The organism is Citrobacter sp. TBCS-15 (assembly GCF_005280815.1).
GTDB classification, from domain to species: Bacteria; Pseudomonadota; Gammaproteobacteria; order Enterobacterales; family Enterobacteriaceae; genus Citrobacter; species Citrobacter werkmanii.
Genome location: NZ_SZWK01000018.1, coordinates 464,944 through 489,813, shown reverse-complemented (window position 1 = coordinate 489,813; position 24,870 = coordinate 464,944). Strand labels below are relative to the sequence as shown.

Here is a 24,870-nt window from a genome sequence, read left to right as displayed (position 1 = left end):
TCGCCGGATGCGGCATAAACGCCTTATCCGGCCTACAGTTGCATTACGAATACTTCTTTGTACGCCGCGTTGGCGCGGTATTCGCCGGATCGTCCGGCCAGACGTGTTTCGGATAACGCCCTTTCATCTCTTTTTGCACCTCGCGGTACGATCCCTGCCAGAACGCGCTCAGATCGCTGGTCACCTGTAGCGGTCGTTGGGCCGGAGACAGCAGCTCCAGCACCAGTGGAACGCGGCCCTGAGCGATGGTTGGGGTATTCGCTTCGCCAAACATTTCCTGCATCCGAACCGCCAATACTGGAGGATTATCCTCATGATAGCGAATGGCAATCCGGCTTCCCGTCGGCACAGTGTAATGCGCAGGCAGCTCACTATCCAGACGTTGCAACATTGACCAGTCCAGTAAACCGCGCAACGCCTGTCCCACATTGAGTGCTTTTAATGCGCGTAACGAGTGCACACCGCTCATGTGCGGCAGCAGCCAGGTCTCCAGCGACGCCAGCAGAGAATCCTCATCTACCGCGGGCCAGTCATACTCTGGCAACCAGTTTGCCGCACATTGCAGACGCAGTCGAAACTGCTCGGCTTCCGGCGTCCAGTTGAGCACACTTAGCCCTTTATCGCGAATGCCATTCAACATCGCCTGGTGCAACTCCTCTTCCGAGGGTTTAGCCAGCGGCTGGACTTTTACCGTGAGCTGGCCAATGCGCGAGCGACGCAATGCCTTTAACGTTCCCTGAGCCTCATCCCATTCGATGGTGTCGGACTGTTGCAGCAGCTCAGGACATGCCTGCATTAGCGCCTCAATATCCAGTGGCAGAGCCAGCAAAATACGTGCATCCGGCGAAGCGCTGCCCTGTAGCAACAGGGGGGCTATCAGCCATTCATGGCGTCCTGAGGCATCATCGGCATCCAGCATTGCCCCCATACCATTAGCCAACTGATAACGCCCTTCCTGCCCGCGTCGACGCGCGATCCGGTCAGCAAACGCCCGCGCCAGCAACGGGGGGAGTTGTGTGCTGTCGGGCTGTCCGCTGCGAACGTTAAGCCGTTTCAGCAACTGTTGACTGCGCTGCTGCCAGGCAGGCTGATTTCGTGAAAACGCCACAGCCAGATCGGTACTGCCGCCGCGCGGCGGCTCTTCCAGAATCGCAGCCAGTTTCGCCGCCGTTGCCGCTTCATCGTCATTGTTGGCGCTAACCAGCATAGCTGCTAATCGCGGGTCGTTACCCAACGCCGCCATTTTCTGCCCTGTGGCGCTGAGCCTGTCGTCCTCAAGCGCGCCCAGCATCTGCAACAGTCGTTTTGCCGCCTGCAGGTTGATGGCGGGCGGCGTATCCAGCCAGTTTAGTTGCTCAGGGTTGGTGCATCCCCATTGCAGCAACTCCATTAGCAGCCCGGACAGATCGCTCTGTAATATCTCCGGCTCCCCTTGCGAAGCCGCTCTTTCCGCCTGCTCTTTGGCAAGCAGATGCAGACAAATTCCGGGTTCCAGACGCCCTGCGCGTCCCGCTCGCTGCGTCATTGAGGCCTGACTGATGCGCTGGGTAATCAGTCGCGTCAGTCCCGTGCGCGCGTCATAGCGCGCCAAGCGCTCCTGGGCGCAGTCTACCACCAGCCGAATACCTTCAATCGTTAAGCTGGTTTCGGCAATATTGGTGGCCAGCACCACTTTGCGCTTACCTTGCGGCGCGGGCAAAATCGCCTGACGCTGCTCGGCAAGCGTCAGCGCGCCATACAGCGGGCACAGCACAACATCGCTGCCCACACGCGTTGCCAGTTGCTCCTGCACGCGCTGGATTTCCCCAACGCCCGGTAAAAACAGCAGCAGCGACCCGCTTTCATAGCGCAGTAGCTCCGCCGTGGCTATCGCCACCGCTTCGTCAAAACGCAGATGTGCCGCCAGCGGTTGATACCGTCGCTCGACTGGAAATGTGCGGCCTTCAGAGATAATCATGGGCGCATCGGGCAATAACTGCTGCAAGCGCCCGTTATCGAGCGTTGCGGACATGATCAACAGTTTCAGATCGTCACGCAGTCCCTGCTGTACATCCAGCAACAGCGCCAGCGCCAGGTCGGCCTGCAGGCTCCGCTCGTGAAATTCGTCGAGGATCACTAACCCGACGCCCGTCAGTTCGGGATCGCGCTGGATCATGCGCGTCAGGACGCCTTCCGTCACCACTTCCAGCCGGGTCTGCGGCCCCACGCAGTTCTGTGCGCGCATGCGATAACCCACGGTCTCACCGGGCTTTTCGTTCAGCAACTCCGCCAACCGCTGCGCGGCATTGCGTGCCGCCAGACGACGCGGCTCCAGCAAAATAATCCGCCCCTTGATGCCACCATGCTCAAGCAGTCGCAACGGCAGCCAGGTCGATTTCCCGGCACCGGTCGGCGCGGTCAGCAGCACCTGCGACGAGTTATCAAGGGCGGTAAGCAGTTCAGGCACTACGGCGGCAACGGGCAACGACGTCACAAATGGCTCCTGAGGGTTAACATTCTTCGCGCTGCATTGTAGCATCGCGTTAATTCATAACCGAGTATCCATCATGTCTGAGCCAAAAAGGCTGTTCTTTGCGATTGAATTGCCAGGCGGGGTTCGGGAGCAGTTAATCCACTGGCGAGCTACGCAGTTCCCTCCTGAAGCAGGCCGTCCCGTCGCCGCCGAGAATCTGCATCTGACGTTGGCCTTTTTAGGTGATGTCAGCGCAGAGAAGCAACAGGCGTTGTCGCAGCTAGCCGGACGCATTCGCCAGCCAGGTTTTACGCTCAAACTGGATGATGCCGGGCAATGGCTGCGTTCGCGAGTGGTATGGCTGGGGATGCGTCAGCCGCCGCGCGGACTGTTACAACTGGCGAATATGCTGCGGGCACAGGCCGCGCGCAGTGGATGCTACCAAAGCCCACAGCCGTTTCACCCGCATATCACGCTGCTGCGCGATGCCGGCCACGCGGTTCCCATCCCCCCACCGGGCTTTGGCTGGTCGTTTCCGGTCACGGAATTTGCGCTTTACTCCTCCTCATTTGTACGAGGACGCACGCGTTACGCACAGATGCAACGCTGGACGCTGACTGAATAATCAAAGGGACTGCTGATGCAATTTTCTCCACCTTTACAACCGTCTACGCTCATCCAGCGCTACAAGCGCTTTTTAGCGGATGTGATCACACCGGATGGCACAACGTTAACGTTACACTGCCCAAATACCGGCGCGATGACCGGATGCGCAACACCAGGTGATACCGTCTGGTATTCGACATCAGAAAATACCAAACGGAAATATCCGCATACCTGGGAATTAACGCAAACGCAATCCGGGGCATTTATTTGTGTTAACACGCTGTGGGCGAACAGATTAGCGAAAGAGGCGATTCAGCAGTCGCTAATTTCAGAAGTTTCAGGCTATAGCATATTGAAAAGTGAAGTAAAATACGGCACCGAAGGGAGTCGTATAGACTTTTTGTTACAGGCGGATTCCCGACCTGACTGCTATATTGAAGTGAAATCAGTCACGTTGGCGGAAAAAGATCAGGGTTATTTTCCCGATGCCATCACTGAACGAGGTCAGAAACATCTTCGGGAATTGATGAGCGTAGCGGCTGAAGGTAAGCGGGCGGTGATATTTTTCGCTGTGCTACATTCAGCCATTACACGGTTTTCACCCGCGCGCCATATTGATACGAAATATGCGCAATTATTGGTCGAAGCTCGGCAAAAGGGGGTCGAAATTCTGGTTTATAAAGCGGAACTTTCTGCCCATGGTATGACTCTTAAAGAGCCGTTGCCCATTACCTTGTAATGGTGTAAACATCTGGTTAATTAATATTCTGGGCGCGTGTGCAAATACGCTTTTCCTCACAGGGTTGTCAAGTGTTACGTTTAGATAATTGCTATCCGGAAAAGCATCTGCTATTTATAGCGACCTGATTTTTCCCCCGAACATGGGGATCGATAGTGCGTGTTAAGGAGAAGCAACATGCAAGAAGGGCAAAACCGTAAAACATCGTCCCTGAGTATTCTCGCCATCGCTGGGGTGGAGCCGTACCAGGAGAAACCGGGCGAAGAGTATATGAACGAAGCCCAGCTGTCGCACTTCAGGCGTATTCTTGAGGCATGGCGTAATCAACTTAGGGATGAAGTCGATCGCACCGTATCTCATATGCAAGACGAAGCGGCTAACTTCCCTGATCCGGTGGACCGCGCCGCGCAGGAAGAAGAATTCAGCCTTGAGCTGCGTAACCGTGACCGTGAGCGCAAACTGATCAAAAAGATCGAGAAGACGCTGAAGAAGGTAGAAGACGAAGATTTCGGCTACTGCGAATCATGCGGCGTAGAAATTGGTATTCGCCGTCTGGAAGCACGTCCGACAGCCGATCTGTGTATCGACTGCAAAACGCTGGCAGAAATCCGCGAAAAACAAATGGCAGGTTAATTCCGGTCATTTTTACCACGTTTACTACAGGCGGGAGTTTCTCCCGCCTTATTATTTGTTAGTCCGCAAAATGAGCGATTCACACTATATTGGCCGCTTCGCCCCCTCCCCTTCCGGCGAACTGCACTTCGGTTCACTGATTGCCGCCCTCGGCAGTTACCTGCAGGCTCGTGCCCGGCGTGGAATCTGGCGAGTACGCATTGAAGATATTGACCCCCCTCGTGAAGTTCCCGGTGCTGCAGATACGATTCTGCGTCAGCTGGAACATTACGGCCTGCACTGGGATGGCGACATTTTGTGGCAATCCCAGCGCCATGACGCCTACCGCGAGGCGCTCGCCTGGCTGCATCAGCAGGATCTGAGCTATTACTGCGCCTGTACGCGGGCGCGTATTCAAAGCGTCGGCGGCATTTACGATGGTCACTGCCGTGAGCTGCGCCTCGGGCCAGAGCAGGCGGCAGTCCGCATTAAACAACGCCACCCCGTGATGCAGTTTACTGACCGGCTACGCGGTGTGATTCAGGCTGACCCGCAACTTGCTGGTGAAGATTTTATTATTCACCGCCGCGACGGGCTGTTTGCCTATAACCTCGCGGTAGTGGTAGATGACCACTTCCAGGGGGTGACGGAAATTGTGCGCGGCGCCGATCTCATAGAACCGACGGTGCGGCAAATTTCGTTGTATCAGCAGTTTGGCTGGCAGGCGCCAGACTATATTCATCTGCCGCTGGCGCTTAACAAACAAGGCGCTAAACTTTCCAAACAAAATCATGCACCTGCCCTGCCGCAAGGCGATCCACGTCCGGTGATTATTGCCGCGCTGCGCTTTCTCGGCCAGCGTGTGGATATCGCGTGGCAGGAGATGCAGGTCGATCAGATCCTTCAGTTTGCAGTGGAAAACTGGAGTCTGACAACGGTGCCAGAATCAGCGATCGTAAATACGCCATTCTCAAATGCGCCATGCTGAGCTATGATTAGCCGCTATTTTTACACAGCAACACTTGTTCTGATTGAAGTTTGACACTACCGAGGTGCACTATTTTTACCCGAGTCGCTAATTTTTGCCGCAAGGTGCTAAGCCGCGAGGAGCGCGAGGCCGAGCTTGCCGTCGCCCGTCCACATATGACGGTAATCCCGCGTGAGCAGCACTCTATCTCCCGCAAAGATATCAGTGAAAATGCCCTGAAGGTAATGTACAGGCTCAATAAGGCCGGATACGAGGCATGGCTGGTTGGCGGGGGCGTGCGCGATCTTTTGCTGGGCAAAAAGCCAAAAGATTTTGATGTCACCACTAACGCAACGCCGGATCAGGTGCGAAAACTGTTTCGTAACTGCCGCCTGGTCGGTCGCCGTTTCCGTCTGGCCCATGTCATGTTTGGCCCGGAAATTATCGAAGTGGCAACGTTCCGCGGTCATCATGAAGGCAGCGAGTCCGATCGCACAACCTCACAGCGCGGGCAAAACGGTATGCTGCTGCGCGATAATATCTTTGGCTCCATTGAAGAAGATGCCCAGCGTCGCGATTTCACGATCAACAGCCTGTATTACAGCGTGGCTGATTTCACCGTGCGAGATTACGTCGGTGGCATGCAGGATCTCGAAGAAGGCATCATTCGCCTGATTGGTAATCCGGAAACGCGCTATCGCGAAGATCCCGTACGTATGCTCCGCGCCGTGCGCTTTGCCGCCAAGCTCGACATGCGTATCAGCCCGGAAACCGCAGAGCCGATCCCGCGTCTGGCAACGCTGTTGAACGACATTCCTCCCGCACGCCTGTTTGAAGAAGCGCTTAAGCTATTACAGGCGGGCTATGGATATGAAACCTATAAAAAACTGCGTGAGTACAGCCTGTTCCAGCCGCTGTTCCCAACCATTACGCGCTACTTCACCGAAGACGGTGATAGCCCGATGGAGCGCATTATCGCCCAGGTGCTGAAGAATACCGATAACCGCATTAACAATGATATGCGCGTTAACCCGGCGTTCTTGTTCGCCGCCATGTTCTGGTATCCGTTACTGGAAGCCGCGCAGAAAATTGCGCAAGAAAGCGGTCTGGCCTATTACGACGCTTTCGCACTGGCAATGAATGACGTACTCGACGAAGCCTGTCGCTCGCTGGCAATCCCGAAACGATTAACCTCGCTGACCCGTGATATCTGGCAGTTGCAGTTACGCATGTCCCGTCGTCAGGGCAAACGCGCCTGGAAGCTGATGGAACATCCGAAGTTCCGCGCCGCCTACGACCTGCTGGCCCTGCGTGCAGAAGTGGAAAACAACGCCGAGCTGCAGCGTCTGGCTCAATGGTGGGGTGAATTCCAGGTTTCAGCGCCGCCGGAGCAAAAAGGCATGCTGAACGAGCTGGATGAAGAGCCTGAACGTCGTCGTCATCGTCGCCCACGTAAACGCGCGCCACGCCGCGAGGGAAGTGCGTGACTGTCGTTTATATCGCTATTGGCAGCAACCTCGCCTCCCCGCTGGAGCAGGTGAATGCTGCCATACAGGCGATCGGTGAAATTCCCGACAGCCGCATTATGGCCGTCTCTTCATTTTACCGCACACCGCCATTAGGCCCACAGGATCAGCCCGATTACCTGAACGCCGCCGTGGCGCTGGATACCGCTCTCACCCCAGAAGAATTGCTTAACCATACTCAGCGCATTGAGCTGCAACAGGGGCGTGTGCGCAAGGCCGAACGCTGGGGTCCGCGAACGCTGGACCTCGACATTATGCTGTTTGGCGATGAAGTGATTAACACCGAGCGCCTGACCGTGCCGCACTACGACATGAAAAACCGGGGCTTTATGCTATGGCCGCTGTTTGAGATCGCTCCTGATTTACATTTTCCTGATGACAATCAATCGTTGGCTGAATGCCTGAGCTATATGTCACCCCGCCCTGACCGCTGGTAGATCTTTTTGCTCAAACACAGGAATATAAACAGGACAGATTGATTTATACCCGCTCACTTAAGGCACATGTTGGAATTACAATGATTTGATTTAAAACTATATTAAATAATATTAGATGCTTTTAATTTACATTTTGCGCTATCATTTAATTATTGCCGACTTATATTTTTTAAAATCAAAATTTAAAAAATCTAAATTAAGTCAACTCATAAATATTATGTATTATCAAGATAAAGACTTCCTCTATATTTCGCTCTCTACTAAGACTCAATTATACAAACATTCTATTTTGTTTTTTATTTAATTTACACCATCAATTTATCACCCCTTCAAATCATCAACTTACAGCATGATGCGATAAAAATTAATAACCTCATAAAATAATATATCAATAAGCCCTCAACATCACAAATAAAACCATCATATAATATATATAATAAAAATAAATGGACGAATAATCATATCCGCTATGAATTTTACAAAAGCTGAATATTTAAGGTCTAATAACCCGGAATTAATATATGGTTCACCCCATATTTAACTGCCGTAACTTGATATAAGGATATTCTCATGAAGAAAAAAATCATCGCCTTGTCGACCGTTTTTTCTGCCGTACTACTCTCAACATCCGCATTCGCCCTTGATGGCGGGCAAGTAGATTTTGCCGGTCTGGTGAGCGACAACACCTGTACGCCACATGTTAACGGCGGCAGCCAGGATGGGCAGGTTCAACTGAACACCGCCCAGACGTCAGCCATCGCAGCTGATCCTGGCGTACAGAGCAGTGCCGTCGGTATTCAGCCAGAACCGTTCTATATTACCGTAGACTGTGGCACAACCAACGAAAACACCAAAGCGCACCTGAGTATGGCCTCAACGTTCTTCAGCAATAGCAACGGGACACTGAACAACGATGACTCCATCACCAACCCGGCAACTGGCGTTAACCTAGCGATCCACCAGGTCGATAGCTCCGGCAGCGCGCTGACCTATACCCAGGTCAAAGTAAACGACGCCAGCGACATTCACGATACAACTTTTGATGCTGACGGCGTGGCGACGTTCAACTTCGTCGTCTCTTACGTCAAACAGTCTGGCGCGGTACCAGTAACAGCGGGCTACGTGAAATCCAACACCGCGTATACCCTTACCTATAACTGATCATCAGTCCCCAGAGAGTTATCTTTTTCAACAAGATAACTCCTTTACAGAATTATCAAGGATAGAAGAACACCCTTACCTTTTGTAAACATAATGGTAGTCACTTCAGTTAAAATTAAAATCATTTTCATTATTTATAATGATAAAAAATACAAATACACACCAATCAACTCAAATACAATACATATATATATTGATAATAAAAACCATCAACACATAACAGCAAGAGATAAATAAATACTATGTTTGCAAAAAAAAGCACAATATGTACAAAATCGTTAAAAACAATGCACAGATAAATTATTACAAGAAATTGTAGTATAGATAAAAAACAAATTAAATATTTTGTTTGTGAATATAAAAAAAGGAAATATCCGCATATGATATTTTTATAGATGCAGAGTACTCCCTATAATAAATATTGTCTTAAGTGACATCTATTTTTAACAAGGATATTTCAAGATGAAATTAAAGTTAATAGCTTTATCACTGGTTCTGTCTGCTGCCTCCACTACTTCAGCCTTTGCCCTAGATGGCGGCCAGGTAGATTTTGCTGGTCTGGTGAGCGATAACACCTGCACCCCGCACGTTAACGGCGGCAGTCAGGATGGACAGGTTCAACTGAACACCGCCCAGGCATCCGCTATAACTGCCGATCCAGGTGTACAGAGCAGTGCCGTCGGTATTCAGCCAGAACCGTTTTATATTACCGTTGACTGCGGAAAAACTAACACAAATACGAATGCGCACCTGAGCATGGCCTCGACGTTCTTCAGCAACAGCAATGGAACGCTCAACAACGATGACTCCATCACCAACCCGGCAACTGGCGTTAACCTGGCGATCCACCAGGTCGATAACTCCGGCGCCGCGCTGGCCTATACCCAGGTCAAAGTAAATGACGCTGCCGACATTCACAATACAACTTTTAATACTGACGGCGTGGCGAAATTTAACTTTGTCGTTTCTTACGTTAAGCAGTCTGGTGCTGTACCTGTAACCGCAGGCTACGTCAAATCTAACACAGCATATACCGTTACCTACGACTAATCATTTGTGTTTCACAGGAGGAAGAGCGTGTGCTTCAACATGATCCTCCTCCTTATTTACCCTCATGGAGGAACAATTATGACCAGGACGTGTCGCTCTCTTTTTTGTGTCATCTTTACCATTACTTCACTATCAGCTATTCAACCCGTGTTCGCAGATATTGTCCTTTCCGGCACTCGTATTGTTTATAAAGAGTCACAAAAGGACACCACCATCCGTCTGGAGAATAAAGGTTCAACTCCAGCGCTGGTACAAAACTGGCTGGATGACGGCGACTCAAATGCAGACCCCAGCACCATTAATGTGCCTTTTAACGCAACTCCACCGGTGTCCCGCATCGAACCAGGACGCGGACAGACGGTAAAATTAACCTACACTGGCAGTCGTGCATTACCGAAAGATCGCGAAAGCATCTACTGGTTTAACGTGCTTGAAGTGCCGCCCAAAATGAAAGACGCTGACGTGAATGAAAAAAACGTCCTGCAATTAGCTTTTCGTACACGTATTAAACTGTTTTATCGCCCGGAAGGACTGGAGGGTGCCGCGTCAGAAGCGCCGCAGAAATTACAGTGGCGTATACAACAGAATGCGGGGAAAACGGTACTTCACGTCACAAATCCCACTGGTTATTACATTTCGTTTAATAAAGTCGAAGCCGTTGTCAGCGGGCGAAAATATGCCGTTTCCTCTTCAATGGTTGCTCCCAAAGGAGAAGCCGACTTCATCATTCCTGGCTTAACAGGCGCGCCCGCCAAATCAAGTATTAACTATATCGCGATTAGTGATTTCGGCGGTGCAATCAACGGCAAGGTGGATATTTAACGCTTACCTATACCTATAAACTTTCGGATGCGCCAATGAAACAGCTGTCAAAAAATTTCAGGGTCACTTTCCTGGCTCGCTTTATTGTCTTTACGCTATTATCCGGCAGCGTCTGTGCCTGGGCCGAAAACGAAACGATTGAATTTGACAGCTCCTTTTTAATGGGCCCAGGTTCCAGTAAAGTCGACCTTAGTCGTTATTCCGACGGTAATACCATTGCCCCCGGCTTCTATGATGTCAGCGGCTATGTCAATAACGATCTGGTGACCACACTAAAGGTCGAATTTATTGATATTGCGAATAATGGCAAAACGCAGGCGTGTATTACACCCAAAATATTAAGCCAGTTGCATATCCGCATACCTGACGATCTGCCCGAAAAGGCGCTACTGTTGAAACGCGAAGAAAGCGTTAACAACTGCCTTGACCTGGCAAAAGCGATTCCTCTGTCGAAAAGCCATTACGACGGCGGCGACCAGCGACTGGATATTGGCGTCCCGCAAATGTGGGTACAAAAAGGCTTCGCCAACTATGTCGATCCCTCTCTATGGGATGATGGCATCCCTGCTGCAATGCTGTCCTACAACATCAGCGCCTGGAAAAATGAAAACAACTATGGTACTGAAGACAGCGTTTACGCTGGTTTTAACAGTGGCATTAACCTTGGCGCATGGCATTTTCGCGCCCAAGGCAACTACTCCTGGCAAAAAGACGGCGACAGCAATATTGAGTATCAGAACCGCTATGTTCAGCGGGATATCGCCGCACTGCGTTCCCAACTGGTCATCGGTGAATCCAGTACCAGCGGCGAAGCTTTCGACACTGTCAATATACGCGGTGTTCGCCTGTATAGTGAATCACAGATGCTGCCACCACAGCTTGCCAGCTATGCGCCAACAATCCGTGGCGTAGCCAACAGTAACGCCAAAGTTACCATCACGCAGAACGGCTATAAAATTTACGAAACCACAGTACCACCAGGACCATTTGTCATTGATGACCTTTCGCCATCCGGGTATGGCGCCGATTTAGAAGTCACCATTACTGAAGCCGACGGCTCGAAACACAGCTTTAGCCAGGCGTTTTCATCGCTGGTGCAAATGATGCATCCCGGAGTCGGCAAATGGGACCTCAGTGTAGGCCAGGTCAATGACGACAGCCTGCATGATGAGCCGGGTCTGGCTCAGGGCACCTTCTATTACGGTTTTAACAGTACCTTCACCGGTTTTAGCGGTATTCAGGCCACAGATAATGGCTATTTTGCCGGGTTACTGGGACTTGGAATGAACACTCTAATCGGCGCCGTATCTTTTGACATAACCCAATCTCAGACCGACATTCCTGACGATAAAACCTATCGCGGTCAGAGCTATCGCGTATCGTGGAATAAATTCTTCGCGCCGACGGACACCTCGTTAAACATCGCCGCTTATCGCTATTCGACAAAAGACTATCTGGGTCTGAACGATGCGCTAAGCATTATTGATGATGTCAAACACAGTAACGATAACACTGATCACGGCATGAACAGCTATTCGCGAATGAAAAATCAGTTCACGATCAGCCTCAATCAAAGTCTGCAAAGCGAAGACACAAACTACGGCTCACTCTATCTGAATGGCAGTTGGGCCGACTACTGGGTGACCAATGATTCCCGCAGCAGTTTCTCAGCGGGCTACAGCAACAGCCTGGGCTGGGCCAGTTATAGCATCAACCTGCAACGGACATATGATGAAAACGATAAACGTGATGACTCCATCTATCTGAGCGTGACTATCCCCTTGGATAAATTGCTCGGTACTGACAGAGACAAGGGCGGCTTTCACACCCTAAACAGCAGCATCAGCAGTGATTTCGATGGCAGTAATCAGTTCAATACCAGCGCCAATGGTTATAGCGCCGATAACCGATGGAGCTACAGCGTCAGTACCGCCTACGACATGGAGAAAGAGGAGAAAGATCTCTCCACCATCAGCTCCTACGTCAGCTACGACTCCGACTATGGCAGTATCGCCGCGTCAGCTTCCGCCAGCAACGACAGCTCGCGTCAGTATTCCTTAAATACCGACGGGGGCTTTGTGCTGCACAGCGGAGGACTCACCTTCAGCAACCAGAGCTTTGGCGATAGCGATACGCTGGTCCTTATTGATGCACCAGGCGCGGAGGGTGCGCGCATCGATTATGGTAACAGCACTATCGACCGTTTCGGTTACGGTATTGGCAGTTCGTTAACACCGTACAGGGAAAATCTCGTCTCGCTCGATATTAACGAGCTGGATAATGATATTGAAATGAAAAGCACCAGTGCGACCGTGATTCCACGGCGTGGTGCGGTGGTGGTGAGTCAGTTCGAAACTGACCAGGGGCGCTCTGCAATTATTAACCTTATCCGTAGTGATAGTCAGCCGGTTCCTTTTACCGCCGAAGTCTTCGATATGAACAATACTCTGCTGGGAACCGTTGGTCAGGGTAGCCAAGCATTTGTTCGCGGAATCAATGAGAGCGGCGAGCTGGAGGTGCGCTGGAATCAGCAGAATAAAATGCAGAGCTGCCGATTGCACTACCAGACCACATCAGGCAATAAAAAGGTGGTGGGTAAAACCACCATTTTCAACGCCGTCCCTTGCAAGATGCAATAGATTACGAGGACACAGGATGAGAACACACCACGTAGTCAACTCACTGGCACTCACCAGCGCGCTGCTGACACAGTCAGCCTTTAGCAGTACTCAGGGATTGAGTCTTAACTTCACCGCCGTCATTGAAGAAACGACCTGTCTCATGAAGGTCAGCCCCCTTAGTAATGCATCGCTCAGCGGTAGCGACGCACAGTATGCGCTCACTATTCCCAATATCGGGATCGCCGAACTGCTTAAGGCCACCGCCAGCACCGAGGGCAGCTTTAAGCTCAAGCCGGAGGAGTGCAACAACGCAATCGCTTCAATCGCGATGACCATCAAAGGCGTCACGCTGTCGACGACCAACTTCATGATAAAAAACGACCTGACCGAGGGAAACGCTGAAAACGTCGGGCTAGGCTTTAAGCCCGCCGGCAGTGACGACAGCAGCCGCCTGAGACTCGATGGCACGCAACAAACCGACTGGAGCCAGAGCCAAATTGCCGACGGTATGGAGCTAAGCGCCTTTTTCCGCCGCGCAAGTACCTCAGTGTCACCGACAACCGGTGATTTTCAGGCTAAGGCCATTTTTACCTTTACTTATAAATAAGCGGGAGGCTGCGTTGATGCGATATCTCATTCGGCTATGTAGCACACTGTCTATTCTCCTTGCCGCCGCACCGGGCTACGCGGGCACAAACTCACTGGAAATGACGGTATCCACTACCATTACGCCGTCAACCTGCCAGGCCACGCTGCACGACGACAGCGGCAAAGCGAACGGGATTGTTGATATTGGCGACGTTTATATTCCGCAGGTTGTGAATAAAACCAACTCACGCGCCTTTTCGCTGGTATTCAGCGACTGCGTAGGTCTGGCTAAAAAGCAGGCGAATGTCACCCTGACGGCAAAAACCGGCTGCGATGGCGCTTCCGGCGGCGGCAATGGATTCCGCAATGCCCTAAACGGTAGCAACGACGCGGCAAACGTCTCTGCCGAGGTGTGGACCACCTCAACGCCGGGTAGCAGCGGCAGCAAACAGCTAAGCTGCGCCAACCCGGCGCAGCAACTGATCGATCTGGCGCAGGCCAGCGATGAAACCACGGTCGTCATGCCGCTCAGCGCCCGCATCGTGCTCGCCTCCGGCAGCACCGTCGCGGATTTACACACCGGCTCCTTCTCTACCCAGGGCCTGTTCACCATTACCTATGAGTAACATGTGATGAGCAAATTATTGTATGGCGCTGTCGGCATCGGCTTATCGTTGCTGGCCTCGCTAAGTCAGGCTGATACCGATGTGGAAATCAAAGCCAATATTGTCAATACCAGCTGTGAAGTCTCGCTTGACAATAATGGGCTCGTTGAGTTGGGCACCAAAGGCTATGACTACTTCGCCAGCGGCATCACCGCCGAAGACCTATACGATGGCGGCAGCACCTTCTATGTGCACGTGAAAGACTGCATGCCGGTCAGCGGCAAAGATCCGTCGAAAATTATCCTGCATTTCTCCCCATTGTCCGGCAGCTTTGCCCCCGGCTCTATGCAAATTTTCGCCAACGATGAAAGTAATGGAGCAAAAAATGTGGGGGTGGTGATTTTCTCCATTAACGATGCCAACAATATCTATAACGTGATGAACACCGACGGCACGCCGCGCAGCCAATATGACGTCACTGCCGCCGACTACGCCGATAGCCGCTATTCGTTTTACGCCCGGATGCAGAAGGTGCAGCCAGGGCAGTCAATTGTCAGCGGCCCGGTGAAGTCCAGCGTGCTGGTGTCAGTTTATTATGAGTAAAAATTCACCGGCTTGAGAAGGAGATTTCAATGAGAAGGAGCGCGCCGATGCAATATGATAAAAACAGAGGATGGCAGAGGTCATTTCCCTTCATTTTATCAATGTATTTAATAATACAGATATTTTTTTCTGCCACAGCCTGTGCCCAGACGGATACTTTCGTATTAGGCAACGGTAAGCAGAACTATGAATATGATGGCCCATCAAGAGATGGTACCTATAAGCTCATCTATCCTGCTGGACGCACCGTCTACTTCAGCCGGACAAACGAGCTGGCGCCTGCTAACGTCACCATCAACTGGAACGACTCTCATGGCTCAGCATCAGCAGATAATAGCCTTTTCTGCTACGTTTCAGAGCAGGGCCAAAGCACTACGGGTGCCCTGTCCATCGAGTCTGGCCTCGTTTCCGCAGGAAGCTACGGCGGAGTCGATATTTTTAAGACGAACATTACGGGTCTCTATTTCTCACTCACGCTACGCAGCTTCCATTCGTACGTTCTGCAGGTAAGCGGTCCATCAACGGCAATGCAAAACGGCATCATGCACAACCTGATTTCAGTCAGTGCGGGTAACGGAAGGGGATGTACAGGGCCAGATTTATCAGGACCAGGGCATTACTATACCTGGGGTGGGTTGTCGTTTTATGCCGCAATCACCTTTTATACCGATCAAACCTATACACCAGGCAATTCAAAGATCACCTTGCTCAAAAACGGCGACTATCATCTCCGCATATGGAATGAAAACCCAGCGGCAGGCGTTAATAGTTTTTATCAGAATGTAACCTTTGATATTAGCTCAGTAACCATCGCGGAGCCCACCTGCACCACACAGCCCGTCGCCAGCGGTAGCACCGTTAGCGGCACCACTGTCGATCTGGGCCGCTACAGTCCGAACGACATTATCAACGGTGCCACTGCTGTTCCATTTTCCATCCAGTTGGCAGGTTGCAAGGGTCTGCGCAATATTAATGTGACGCTCACCACCACCACGATGGCCAAAACGCCTACCCTGCTTGGCAATATTCTCACGATGAATAACGCCACCGGCGTGGGGCTGGAGATCAGCGGCGCGGCCAATAACTATAGCTCGCAAATGGTAATGATTCCAAACGACCCAACATCAGTCTATAACGATCAGCGCGATACTTCCGGCGATGATAATATCTACGGCAGCAGCGAAAACGGGAAGGTCCAGTCTCAAACTCTCAACTTCCTGGCCACGCTTAAACGTGATGGAACCCAGTCAATTGGGTCTGGAAATTTCAAAGCGAACGGTGTTTTTACCATCGACTATCCCTGATGACTGTTTAAGTGGTGGTCGATAAGATTCCCACAAAGGGCTAACGCTATTCCGCTTCATTCCCCTACAATGCGGCCATTCTATTCATCAATATTATGGCCGGAGAGGTTATGAGCAAACCCACTACTATCGCTGTGCTGCAGAAATGCAAACAAGAGAAAAAGCGCTTCGCGACGATTACCGCCTACGACTATAGCTTTGCCAAACTGTTCGCCGATGTTGGCATCAACGTGATGCTGGTGGGCGACTCCCTGGGCATGACAATTCAGGGGCACGACTCTACCCTGCCGGTCACCGTGGAGGATATCGCCTATCACACCCGCGCCGTACGCCGTGGCGCGCCCAACTGTCTGTTGCTCGCCGACCTACCGTTTATGGCTTATGCCACGCCGCAACAAGCGTTTGAAAACGCGGCCACGGTTATGCGAGCAGGCGCTAATATGGTCAAAATCGAAGGCGGCGCATGGCTTACGAATACGGTGAAAATGCTCACCGAACGCGCGGTGCCGGTTTGCGGTCATCTGGGATTAACACCCCAGTCGGTGAATATCTTCGGCGGCTATAAAATTCAAGGCCGCGGCGACGCCGGACAGATACTACTGGATGATGCGCTGGCCTTAGAAGCCGCGGGCGCTCAGTTGCTGGTACTCGAGTGCGTGCCGGTTGAACTGGCGAAGCGCGTCACTGAGGCTCTGTCGATTCCGGTAATCGGCATTGGCGCGGGCAACGTCACCGACGGTCAGATCCTGGTGATGCACGATGCGTTTGGCATCACCGGCGGTCATATTCCAAAATTCGCGAAAAATTTCCTTGCCGAAGCGGGCGACATGCGCACCGCCGTACGGCAGTATATGGCTGAAGTGGAGTCCGGCGTTTATCCGGGCGAAGAACACAGTTTCCATTAAGGAGTCTCGTTGTGTTGATTATTGAAACCCTGCCGCTGCTGCGCCAGCATATTCGCCGTCTGCGTCAGGAAGGCAAACGCGTCGCACTGGTTCCCACAATGGGCAACCTGCACGACGGCCATATGAAGCTTGTCGATGAGGCAAAAGCCCGGGCAGATGTGGTGATCGTCAGCATTTTCGTCAATCCGATGCAGTTTGACCGGCCGGACGATCTGGTGCGTTATCCGCGCACGCTGCAGGAAGACTGCGAAAAGCTGAACAAGCGCAAAGTCGATTATGTATTTGCCCCAGCCGTGGAAGAAATTTATCCTCAGGGTCTGGAAGGCCAGACTTTCGTTGATGTTCCCGGTCTCTCCACCATGCTGGAAGGCGCCAGCCGCCCAGGCCACTTCCGTGGCGTTTCCACGATCGTCAGCAAGCTGTTTAACCTGATCCAGCCAGATATCGCCTGCTTCGGTGAGAAAGATTTCCAACAACTTGCGCTGATCCGCAAAATGGTGGCGGATATGGGTTATGACATTGAGATCGTTGGCGTGCCAATTATCCGCGCCAAAGATGGTCTGGCGCTTAGCTCACGTAACGGTTATCTGACCGCAGAGCAGCGCAAAATTGCGCCAGGTCTGCACAAAGTGATGAACGGCATCGCTGAAAAACTGATTGCGGGTAATCGTGAGCTGCAAGAGATTATTGCCATTGCCGAGCAGGAATTGAATGAAAAAGGCTTCCGTGCCGACGACATTCAAATCCGTGATGCCGACACGCTGCAGGAACTGACGGAAACCAGTAAACGAGCGGTAATTCTGGCCGCCGCCTGGCTGGGTCAGGCGCGTCTGATCGATAATCAAAGCGTTACATTAGCCCAGTAGACAGGGGTTAAAAATCAGGCAATACTGCCTGAGAATTTCTCAAAGCAGGCCATTCGCGCCTGCTTAGCCAAGGTAAACGACAGGGTATAGAAGTTATGATTCGCACCATGCTGCAAGGCAAGCTCCACCGCGTAAAAGTCACGCAGGCGGACCTGCACTACGAAGGCTCCTGCGCCATCGACCAGGATTTCCTCGATGCCTCTGGTATTCTGGAAAACGAAGCTATTGATATCTGGAACGTGACCAACGGGAAACGTTTTTCAACCTATGCTATTGCGGCTGAACGCGGCTCCAGAATCATCTCGGTGAACGGTGCGGCGGCGCACTGTGCTGAAGTCGGCGACATTGTGATTATCGCCAGCTTCGTCACTATGTCTGATGAAGAAGCCCGTACCTGGCGGCCGAAAGTGGCCTACTTTGAAGGCGACAACGAAATGAAGCGCACCGCGAAAGCTATTCCGGTCCAGGTTGCCTGATATTCTTACACTTCTCATTTAAGTCATCGATAGCCTCCAATGTATTATGGATGGAGGCTATTTAAGATGGTTCAATCTGGCTTACCTACTTTATTGCTTTACTTTTATTGCTGACAGACCATAAAGGTGACGCAAGCAAAAGATAAGTTAATACGTTTAGTTTTACATAAAGCACAAGCAGATTAATGGCTTTCACTTCTTTTATATTTATTACTCGGACCTTTAATACCAAAACCAATTTCCCGCCTGCTAATGATATTAGAAGAAACTGTATCTAGAATATAATATTATTTTTTTAAAGTTTATTTTTACATCATATCAAAATAGATGAACCCCCTCAATTAAAACATAAAAATCCAGTTGTTTCATAAATACAGAAAGCAGAAAAAGGCACAGCAACCCATTGAAAACAAATAACATTATTTTTCATTAAAAATTATTTAAGCAATTCTAATTATTAGAAAGGGAAAGTATTACTATATACTAAAAAAGTTAATATTATTAATGGCTAACGCTATGTAAATTAACCTCATTCTCGAGACGAGAAATATTTTTTTATATGGATATTAATCATGGCTTTTAAAAAATATACCTTAGCTGCATTCGTTTTGGCTGCATTCTCTGGTTCTGCGCTAGCCGCTAACACCGATGCAGGTACGATTACTTTCCACGGTCTGGTTTCTGGCAACACCTGCCAAATCTCACTGAAAGATGATCCAATCAATACTCAGGCAGCAACTAACGATTTCAACGTTACTCTGCCAACGGTATTTGTGAAAGACTTCGTGACCGGCTCGACTGACAGCGTTGATAGCGCGCTGGGGAAAACGCCGTTTACCCTGGTACTCTCGAACTGTGATGCCAGCGCAAAAGGCGCCAGCGCCCAATTTGACTCCTGGTCAGGCTCAAGCGCAAGCACCGCTGGTGCACTGGTCCCTCAAAGCGGCCTGCAAGGCGCCGCCTCCAACGTTAACCTGGTTCTGCACAACGCCGGTAACGGTGCAAGTGATCTGATCAAAATCGATCAGACCAACAACACTCAGCACGTCACCTGGGATCCAGATAATAATGAAAGCGGCGGTGAACTGATTTACAACGTAGCGTATATGAACACTGGCGCAGTCAGCAGTGGCGTTGTGCAGGCGCAGGTTGCTTTCACCATGCAGTACGAATAAGTCTCATCATTATGCTTCACTCCTCTGGCGTCAGGTCAGAGGAGTTTTGCCAGATCCAACAGAGAGTGGATATTTCCATGCGTAATTTGACCTTCAGTACCGGCTTAAAAAGCTTTATTGTAGCAATGACTTGTGTCGCAGCCTTTCAGGCAAGCGCTGATATTGTCATTTCCGGCACTCGTATTATTTATCCGCAGTCTGTAAAAGATGTCGTTATTTCATTAGAAAATCGTGGGCAACGGCCGCTGCTGGTTCAAACCTGGTTGGATGACGGCCGTGATACAACCAACCCACAAGAACTCAAGCTGCCTTTCGTTATTACCCCCCCTGTTTCGCGCGTCGATCCACACAAAGGACAGTCAATACGTATTACCTATCTCGGGCAACCTTTGCCACAAGATAAAGAATCCATGTTCTGGTTTAACGCCCTGGAAATTCCCCCCAAAGCTAAACTAAAAGAAGGGGAATCCCCCAATCAGCTACAGTTGGCATTTCGTACCCGGATTAAACTTTTCTTCCGTCCTGATGGTTTAAAAGGAACGCCGGGACAGGCGGTCAAAGATCTGAAATGGTCGCTGCAAAAACAAAACGGTAATTATGCACTGGTCGCTCAAAATAACTCACCGTGGAACGTCTCTCTTTCCGCGGTGACCTTTAAAGTCGGTACCAGAGAGTTACCGGTGAGCAGTAAATCTATTTTACCCTTTTCCAGTAGCGAAATGCTGGTTACCGGCCTAAACAGCCAAACCTCAGGCACTGTGAAATATATGTCAATAAACGATAATGGTGGTGTGGAAGAGAATAACGCCTCAATATAACTCGGCGATAATCACCCTTATTACATAATAATATTATGCCGGTAGTGAGTACTGGCGTTGACGATTTGGGCTCATCATGCAGTTTCGATTTTCATTATTATCTCTGGCTATCTTTGTCTCGTTGCCACAATATGTTCTGGCAGATGGCAAAATTGCGCCATCTTCAAAATCAGATACCGTAGACGTAGAAGAAGCCATCGAATTTAATGAGCAGTTCTTGCTTAATAGTGGTGGCGCCATTGATGTTAGCCGTTATACCTTAGGCAACCCAATCCCTGCAGGAAAATACCGCGCGACCGTCAATTTAAACGGTAAAATAAAAACTACAGTTGATATTGAATTTAAAGATAATGGCACGCCGCGCGCATCCCCTTGCCTGACGCCTCTGTTATTAGCGCAGGCAGGTATTGATACCAGTAAATTAAACGAATCACATGATGATACGGTGACGTGTATTGATATCAAAGCGCAATATCCAGGCGCCAGCGTGAGTTACGATACGGGAAAACAATCCCTTGATCTGAACTTTCCGCAACTGTATGTACTTAAACTCCCGCAAGGATATGTTGACCCTTCACTTTGGGACAACGGTATCCCGGCGGCGCTATTATCTTATGATCTCAACGCGTGGCACAACGAAAGCAGTAGCAGTACTTCGGATACGGCGTATATGGGGCTGCATTATGGCCTGAATATGGGGCCGTGGCGCTTACGCTCACGCGGAAATATTGACTGGAACAGCGATAATGGCAGCCATTATTCCAGTCAGGATATCTATCTACAGCGTGATATTGCTCCGCTACGCGCGCAAATGGTCGCTGGCGACTCCTACACGCGCGGCGATACATTTGACTCTGTTAGCCTACGCGGTCTGCGCATGTACAACGATGACCGCATGTTGCCCGGCGCCAGTTCCACCTTCGCCCCAGTGGTTCGCGGAGTCGCTAACAGCAACGCCAAAGTCACCATTACTCAGAGCGGGAACAAGATTTATGAAACCACGGTTCCGCCTGGCGCATTTGAAATCAGCGATATCAGCACCACGGGGTATGGTAACGATCTGAACGTCACCATCGAAGAGTCCGACGGTAGCAAGCGAACGTTTTCGATCCCTTTTTCCTCCGTCACCCAGATGCTTCGTCCGGGCTCGGTTCGCTGGGATATCGGCGCCGGCGAACTCAATGACGATAGCCTGAGCGACAGGCCGAATGTGGCTTACGGTACACTGTATTATGGGATTAATAACACCTTTACTGGTTATCTCGGCGCTCAAGCAACGGATGACCACTTCTTTGCCGGACTGTTAGGGATTGCCATTAATACGTCCGTCGGCGCCTTCGCCTTTGACGTTACCCAATCGCAAGCCAAAATCGACGAAATTGGCACGTTAACCGGCCAGAGCTATCGCCTGAACTACAGCAAAATGGTCGAGATGACGAAAACCTCGTTTAACGTTGCCGCCTACCGTTTCTCTACTGAAGACTATTTGAGCCTGCACGATGCGGCTTCGCTGGCTAACGACGTCAAACATGGCGAATACCGGAATCAGTCCTACACTTCCGGCGAAGAGCTGTATAACCACTTTCAGCGGATGAAAAACCAGGTACAGATCAGCGTGAATCAACCGTTATCCACGGTCGATAGCGCATACGGCTCACTGTATATCAGCGGTAGCTGGCAGGATTACTGGAACGAAAGCGATGCCACCTCAAACTACAGCATCGGTTATAACAACAGTTTCCGCTACGGCAGCTATAGCTTGTCCGTGCAACGAACCTATGATGACAATGGCGACAAGGACGACAGCGTCTATTTAAGCCTCAATATCCCCTTTAACACCCTATTTGGCCAGGACAGCGCGACAGCCGGTTTCTCCAGTCTCAACGTCGGTATGCGCTCCGACCTCAGCGGGAGCAACAGCATAAATACCACTGCCAGCGGCAGCACAAAGGACACCAGCCTGAGCTACTCCGTAACTACCTCATCCAGCGGCGGAGATTATGGCGACATTAACCAAATTGGCGGTTATGCGACCTGGAACAGCCCATATGGGCCTCTGGGGACATCGATCTCCGCCGGCGACGACGGCAGCAAACAATATTCCGCAAGCTACAACGGCGGCATGGTTATCCATTCCGGCGGTATCACGCTGGCGCCGGGTAGTATCGGCGATAACGACGCGCTGGCGCTAATCAATGCCAACGGAGCCAAAGGGGCGCGGCTGAACTATGGCCATGGTGAGATTGGCAGTTCCGGCTACGGCATTTTGCCTTATATGTCGCCTTACCGTGAAAACCGCGTGGGTATTGATATTACCACCCTGGAAAACGACGTTGAACTTAAGAGTACCAGCACGGTTGTCGTGCCACGCGATGGATCCGTAGTCCGTGTCGATTTTAAGACTGACGAAGGTAAGTCGCTGATTCTGGAGCTATCACGTAACGATGGGGGCTTTATTCCTCTGGGCGCAGACGTACTCAATAGCAAAGGCGAGCTGGTCGGTAGCGTCGGTCAGGCAGGCCAGGCCTATGTTCGCGGGATAGAACAACAAGGAACACTACGAGTTGTCTGGGGTAATGCCAATGATAACGCCTGCGTAGTTCATTACCGGATCGCTGCAAACGCACCGAAAGCAGGGCTCACCACCGTTCTGGATAACCAAACATGTCAGATGCAATAAGCCATTTTATACAGGGAGTTCCCTTTATGACTTTTAACACATCCAAGTACCTCGCCCGCTTCTCCGCAGCGGCGTTAGCGCTGGCGATATCCCAGCCCGTATGGGCGAATGGTGATAGTCTGCAAGTCACCTTTAAAGCGACGATCCGCGAAACCACCTGCGATATGACCATTGACGGCGCCAGCGGCGCTGACAATACGATCACCCTTGGCGATAGCGGCCAGACGCGGCTGGATAATATTCTCTCAGGCACAGGCAATATTAGCGCGCCATTTACGCTTAAAATCGTCGAATGCCCGGATTCGCTGAACGCCATCAAAACCACAATTAAAGGTACCGGTTCAACAAGAATATCTACCGCCCTGATAAATACCTACGCCGGTACCTCTCCAGCACCGACGTCTTATGTTGGCTTAACGATTGCCCGCGCCAGCGCGCTGAATGCCCCTTTCGTCATCAACAGTACAACCGACAGCGAAAGATTGGTATGGACAACCAATGAAATCAAAACGGCAAAAGCCGTCCCACTGGTCGCCACAATGGTGGCAACAGGTACCTCTACGCAGGTTAAAGCGGGCCGATTTGAATCCACCGCAACATTTGAATTTACTTACGAATAATTTCCCCAGCGCAATGGAGTCATTAAGATGAAACATACCCCCTTTTTTCTTGCACTGGCCCTCTGCGGTGGATTATTCACCCATACAGCGCATGCAGATATCGTCGGTACCCCCAGTCTGTCGGCTAAATTTGTCACAACAGTGGTTGCAGGCACCTGCTCCGCCACGGTGAAACAGGGCTCAACCACCACGGACACCATCAATTTTGGCGATGTCTTTAAGTCTGATATTGGCACCCGTACCGAACCTTTTAAGATTGCTTTCACCGGTTGCGCAGGCGTCGATTCGGCAAAAATCGCCGCCCAGGCCGGCAGCGGGAATACGTGCGATAGCAATAGCGCCTCATTCGCCACCACCGGTACTGTCAATACCCATACGGCCGTTGAAATCTGGGGCGGCGCGGCCGGGAGCGGTACGCAACTGGCATGCACCAGCGGTACGCCTTCAAATACGGTCACAACCGCAATTAAAGGCGCTTCCACAGCGGAATACGCGATGAACGCGCGTTGGGTAGCGGCCAGCGGTTATACCGCCGCGCAGGCCGTTGCTGGCGACGCCTCGTCGGCAATTACCTTTGTTGTAACTTACGAATAAACCAGAACGGCAGGTGACGATGCGATATTTATTATTTTCTGTTCGCCCCACGACACTGGCTCTGTTCATGGGGTTGGTTACCGGGCAGTGGTCAGCAGACAGCTATGCGGGCGATGGCCTGGATGTTAATTTCTCGGCAAGGATCGTCAATAACACCTGTCAAATCAGCCTGGACAATGGCGGAGACATTACGCTACCTACCGTCATGCGCAGTTGGTTTTATAATAGCGACGGCAGCGACCGCCTTCAGCCCACCACGGATGCAGGCGGCACACCTTTTACCATTCGGGTGAAGCAATGTGATGCCGTTGGTTCCGGCGGGAATACACTCCAGTCGCTGCATTTCCAGTTTAGTCCGCAGTCCGGCATCACCGCCGGAAATAAACAAGTCTTTATAAATGAAGCGGGAAATGGCGCAGCAACTAACGTCGGGGTAGTCATTTTCTCCGCAACTTACCACACCAACGTACTGAATAACGATGGCGAATCAGATGTCGAATATGACGTAAAAGGGAAATCAGCCGATGACTATTTGACTGAATATGCCTTTTACGCCCGCTATCAAAATACCGGCGCGGTGAGCAGCGGGAAAGTGCTCAGCAACGTCGTCGTCAACGTGACTTACGAATAATAAAAGAACTTA

At 51.0% G+C, this 24,870-nt stretch carries 24 protein-coding genes; 23 read left to right on the top strand and 1 reads right to left on the bottom strand.

The window, feature by feature from the left end:
* Nucleotides 1-43: 43 nt before the first annotated feature.
* Nucleotides 44-2,473: an ATP-dependent helicase HrpB gene (gene hrpB / locus FDW96_RS02455; RefSeq protein ID WP_170974683.1), complete on the bottom strand. Its 2,430-nt coding sequence runs from the start codon at nt 2,471-2,473 to the stop codon at nt 44-46.
* 73 nt (nt 2,474-2,546) lie between these two features.
* Between hrpB and thpR the strand changes: the two genes are divergently transcribed.
* The 23 genes from thpR to FDW96_RS02340 all read left to right on the top strand — a co-directional run bounded on the left by thpR (nt 2,547) and on the right by FDW96_RS02340 (nt 24,858).
* Nucleotides 2,547-3,077 carry an RNA 2',3'-cyclic phosphodiesterase gene (gene thpR, locus FDW96_RS02450; protein ID WP_061380849.1) on the top strand — a complete coding sequence of 177 codons (531 nt, stop codon included), beginning with the start codon at nt 2,547-2,549 and terminating at the stop codon, nt 3,075-3,077.
* Between the two features lie 15 nt (nt 3,078-3,092).
* A complete protein-coding gene (sfsA, locus tag FDW96_RS02445; protein WP_137365174.1) occupies nt 3,093-3,797 on the top strand; it encodes a DNA/RNA nuclease SfsA in 705 nt (234 codons plus the stop codon).
* Between the two features lie 177 nt (nt 3,798-3,974).
* Nucleotides 3,975-4,430, top strand: coding sequence for an RNA polymerase-binding protein DksA (gene dksA, locus FDW96_RS02440; RefSeq protein WP_003018625.1), 456 nt, complete (start codon nt 3,975-3,977; stop codon nt 4,428-4,430).
* A gap of 70 nt (nt 4,431-4,500) precedes the next feature.
* Nucleotides 4,501-5,397 carry a tRNA glutamyl-Q(34) synthetase GluQRS gene (gene gluQRS / locus FDW96_RS02435; protein ID WP_137365173.1) on the top strand — a complete coding sequence of 299 codons (897 nt, stop codon included), beginning with the start codon at nt 4,501-4,503 and terminating at the stop codon, nt 5,395-5,397.
* 71 nt (nt 5,398-5,468) lie between these two features.
* The gene (gene pcnB / locus FDW96_RS02430) at nt 5,469-6,863 is read left to right on the top strand and encodes a polynucleotide adenylyltransferase PcnB (RefSeq protein ID WP_208616126.1); all 1,395 of its coding nucleotides are present in this window, start codon (nt 5,469-5,471) and stop codon (nt 6,861-6,863) included.
* The gene (gene folK, locus FDW96_RS02425) at nt 6,860-7,339 is read left to right on the top strand and encodes a 2-amino-4-hydroxy-6-hydroxymethyldihydropteridine diphosphokinase (RefSeq protein WP_042312222.1); all 480 of its coding nucleotides are present in this window, start codon (nt 6,860-6,862) and stop codon (nt 7,337-7,339) included. Before pcnB ends, folK begins: the two co-directional genes overlap by 4 nt.
* Before the next feature lie 570 nt (nt 7,340-7,909).
* Nucleotides 7,910-8,500, top strand: coding sequence for a fimbrial protein (locus tag FDW96_RS02420; RefSeq protein ID WP_042312226.1), 591 nt, complete (start codon nt 7,910-7,912; stop codon nt 8,498-8,500).
* A 462-nt stretch (nt 8,501-8,962) separates the two neighbouring features.
* Complete coding sequence (locus tag FDW96_RS02415; protein ID WP_042312228.1) at nt 8,963-9,550, top strand: fimbrial protein; 588 nt, start codon at nt 8,963-8,965, stop codon at nt 9,548-9,550.
* A gap of 78 nt (nt 9,551-9,628) precedes the next feature.
* Nucleotides 9,629-10,372, top strand: a complete 744-nt coding sequence (locus FDW96_RS02410) for a fimbrial chaperone (protein ID WP_042312230.1) — start codon at nt 9,629-9,631, stop codon at nt 10,370-10,372.
* Between the two features lie 35 nt (nt 10,373-10,407).
* Nucleotides 10,408-13,011 carry an outer membrane usher protein gene (locus tag FDW96_RS02405; RefSeq protein WP_137365172.1) on the top strand — a complete coding sequence of 868 codons (2,604 nt, stop codon included), beginning with the start codon at nt 10,408-10,410 and terminating at the stop codon, nt 13,009-13,011.
* Nucleotides 13,012-13,027: 16 nt separating this feature from the next.
* Nucleotides 13,028-13,600, top strand: coding sequence for a fimbrial protein (locus tag FDW96_RS02400; protein WP_137365171.1), 573 nt, complete (start codon nt 13,028-13,030; stop codon nt 13,598-13,600).
* 16 nt (nt 13,601-13,616) lie between these two features.
* Entirely contained in the window at nt 13,617-14,207 is a 591-nt protein-coding gene (locus FDW96_RS02395) for a fimbrial protein (protein WP_249360753.1), read from the top strand.
* 6 nt (nt 14,208-14,213) lie between these two features.
* On the top strand, nt 14,214-14,789 hold the full coding sequence (locus FDW96_RS02390; RefSeq protein WP_042312236.1) for a fimbrial-like protein: 576 nt from the start codon (nt 14,214-14,216) through the stop codon (nt 14,787-14,789).
* Nucleotides 14,790-14,836: 47 nt separating this feature from the next.
* Complete coding sequence (locus FDW96_RS02385; RefSeq protein ID WP_157716792.1) at nt 14,837-16,093, top strand: fimbrial protein; 1,257 nt, start codon at nt 14,837-14,839, stop codon at nt 16,091-16,093.
* A 110-nt stretch (nt 16,094-16,203) separates the two neighbouring features.
* Nucleotides 16,204-16,998 carry a 3-methyl-2-oxobutanoate hydroxymethyltransferase gene (panB, locus tag FDW96_RS02380; protein WP_137349658.1) on the top strand — a complete coding sequence of 265 codons (795 nt, stop codon included), beginning with the start codon at nt 16,204-16,206 and terminating at the stop codon, nt 16,996-16,998.
* An 11-nt stretch (nt 16,999-17,009) separates the two neighbouring features.
* On the top strand, nt 17,010-17,864 hold the full coding sequence (panC, locus tag FDW96_RS02375) for a pantoate--beta-alanine ligase (RefSeq protein ID WP_042312241.1): 855 nt from the start codon (nt 17,010-17,012) through the stop codon (nt 17,862-17,864).
* A gap of 95 nt (nt 17,865-17,959) precedes the next feature.
* The gene (panD, locus tag FDW96_RS02370; RefSeq protein WP_000621526.1) at nt 17,960-18,340 is read left to right on the top strand and encodes an aspartate 1-decarboxylase; all 381 of its coding nucleotides are present in this window, start codon (nt 17,960-17,962) and stop codon (nt 18,338-18,340) included.
* 572 nt (nt 18,341-18,912) lie between these two features.
* Nucleotides 18,913-19,515, top strand: coding sequence for a fimbrial protein (locus tag FDW96_RS02365; protein ID WP_042312249.1), 603 nt, complete (start codon nt 18,913-18,915; stop codon nt 19,513-19,515).
* Nucleotides 19,516-19,592: 77 nt separating this feature from the next.
* Nucleotides 19,593-20,333 (top strand): fimbrial chaperone, encoded by a 741-nt coding sequence (locus FDW96_RS02360; RefSeq protein WP_137365169.1) that lies wholly within the window; start codon nt 19,593-19,595, stop codon nt 20,331-20,333.
* Nucleotides 20,334-20,409: 76 nt separating this feature from the next.
* Entirely contained in the window at nt 20,410-23,013 is a 2,604-nt protein-coding gene (locus FDW96_RS02355; protein ID WP_137365168.1) for an outer membrane usher protein, read from the top strand.
* A gap of 26 nt (nt 23,014-23,039) precedes the next feature.
* The gene (locus FDW96_RS02350; RefSeq protein WP_137349660.1) at nt 23,040-23,633 is read left to right on the top strand and encodes a fimbrial protein; all 594 of its coding nucleotides are present in this window, start codon (nt 23,040-23,042) and stop codon (nt 23,631-23,633) included.
* A 27-nt stretch (nt 23,634-23,660) separates the two neighbouring features.
* A complete protein-coding gene (locus FDW96_RS02345) occupies nt 23,661-24,227 on the top strand; it encodes a hypothetical protein (RefSeq protein WP_042312256.1) in 567 nt (188 codons plus the stop codon).
* A 19-nt stretch (nt 24,228-24,246) separates the two neighbouring features.
* A complete protein-coding gene (locus FDW96_RS02340; RefSeq protein ID WP_137365167.1) occupies nt 24,247-24,858 on the top strand; it encodes a fimbrial-like protein in 612 nt (203 codons plus the stop codon).
* Nucleotides 24,859-24,870: the final 12 nt, after the last annotated feature.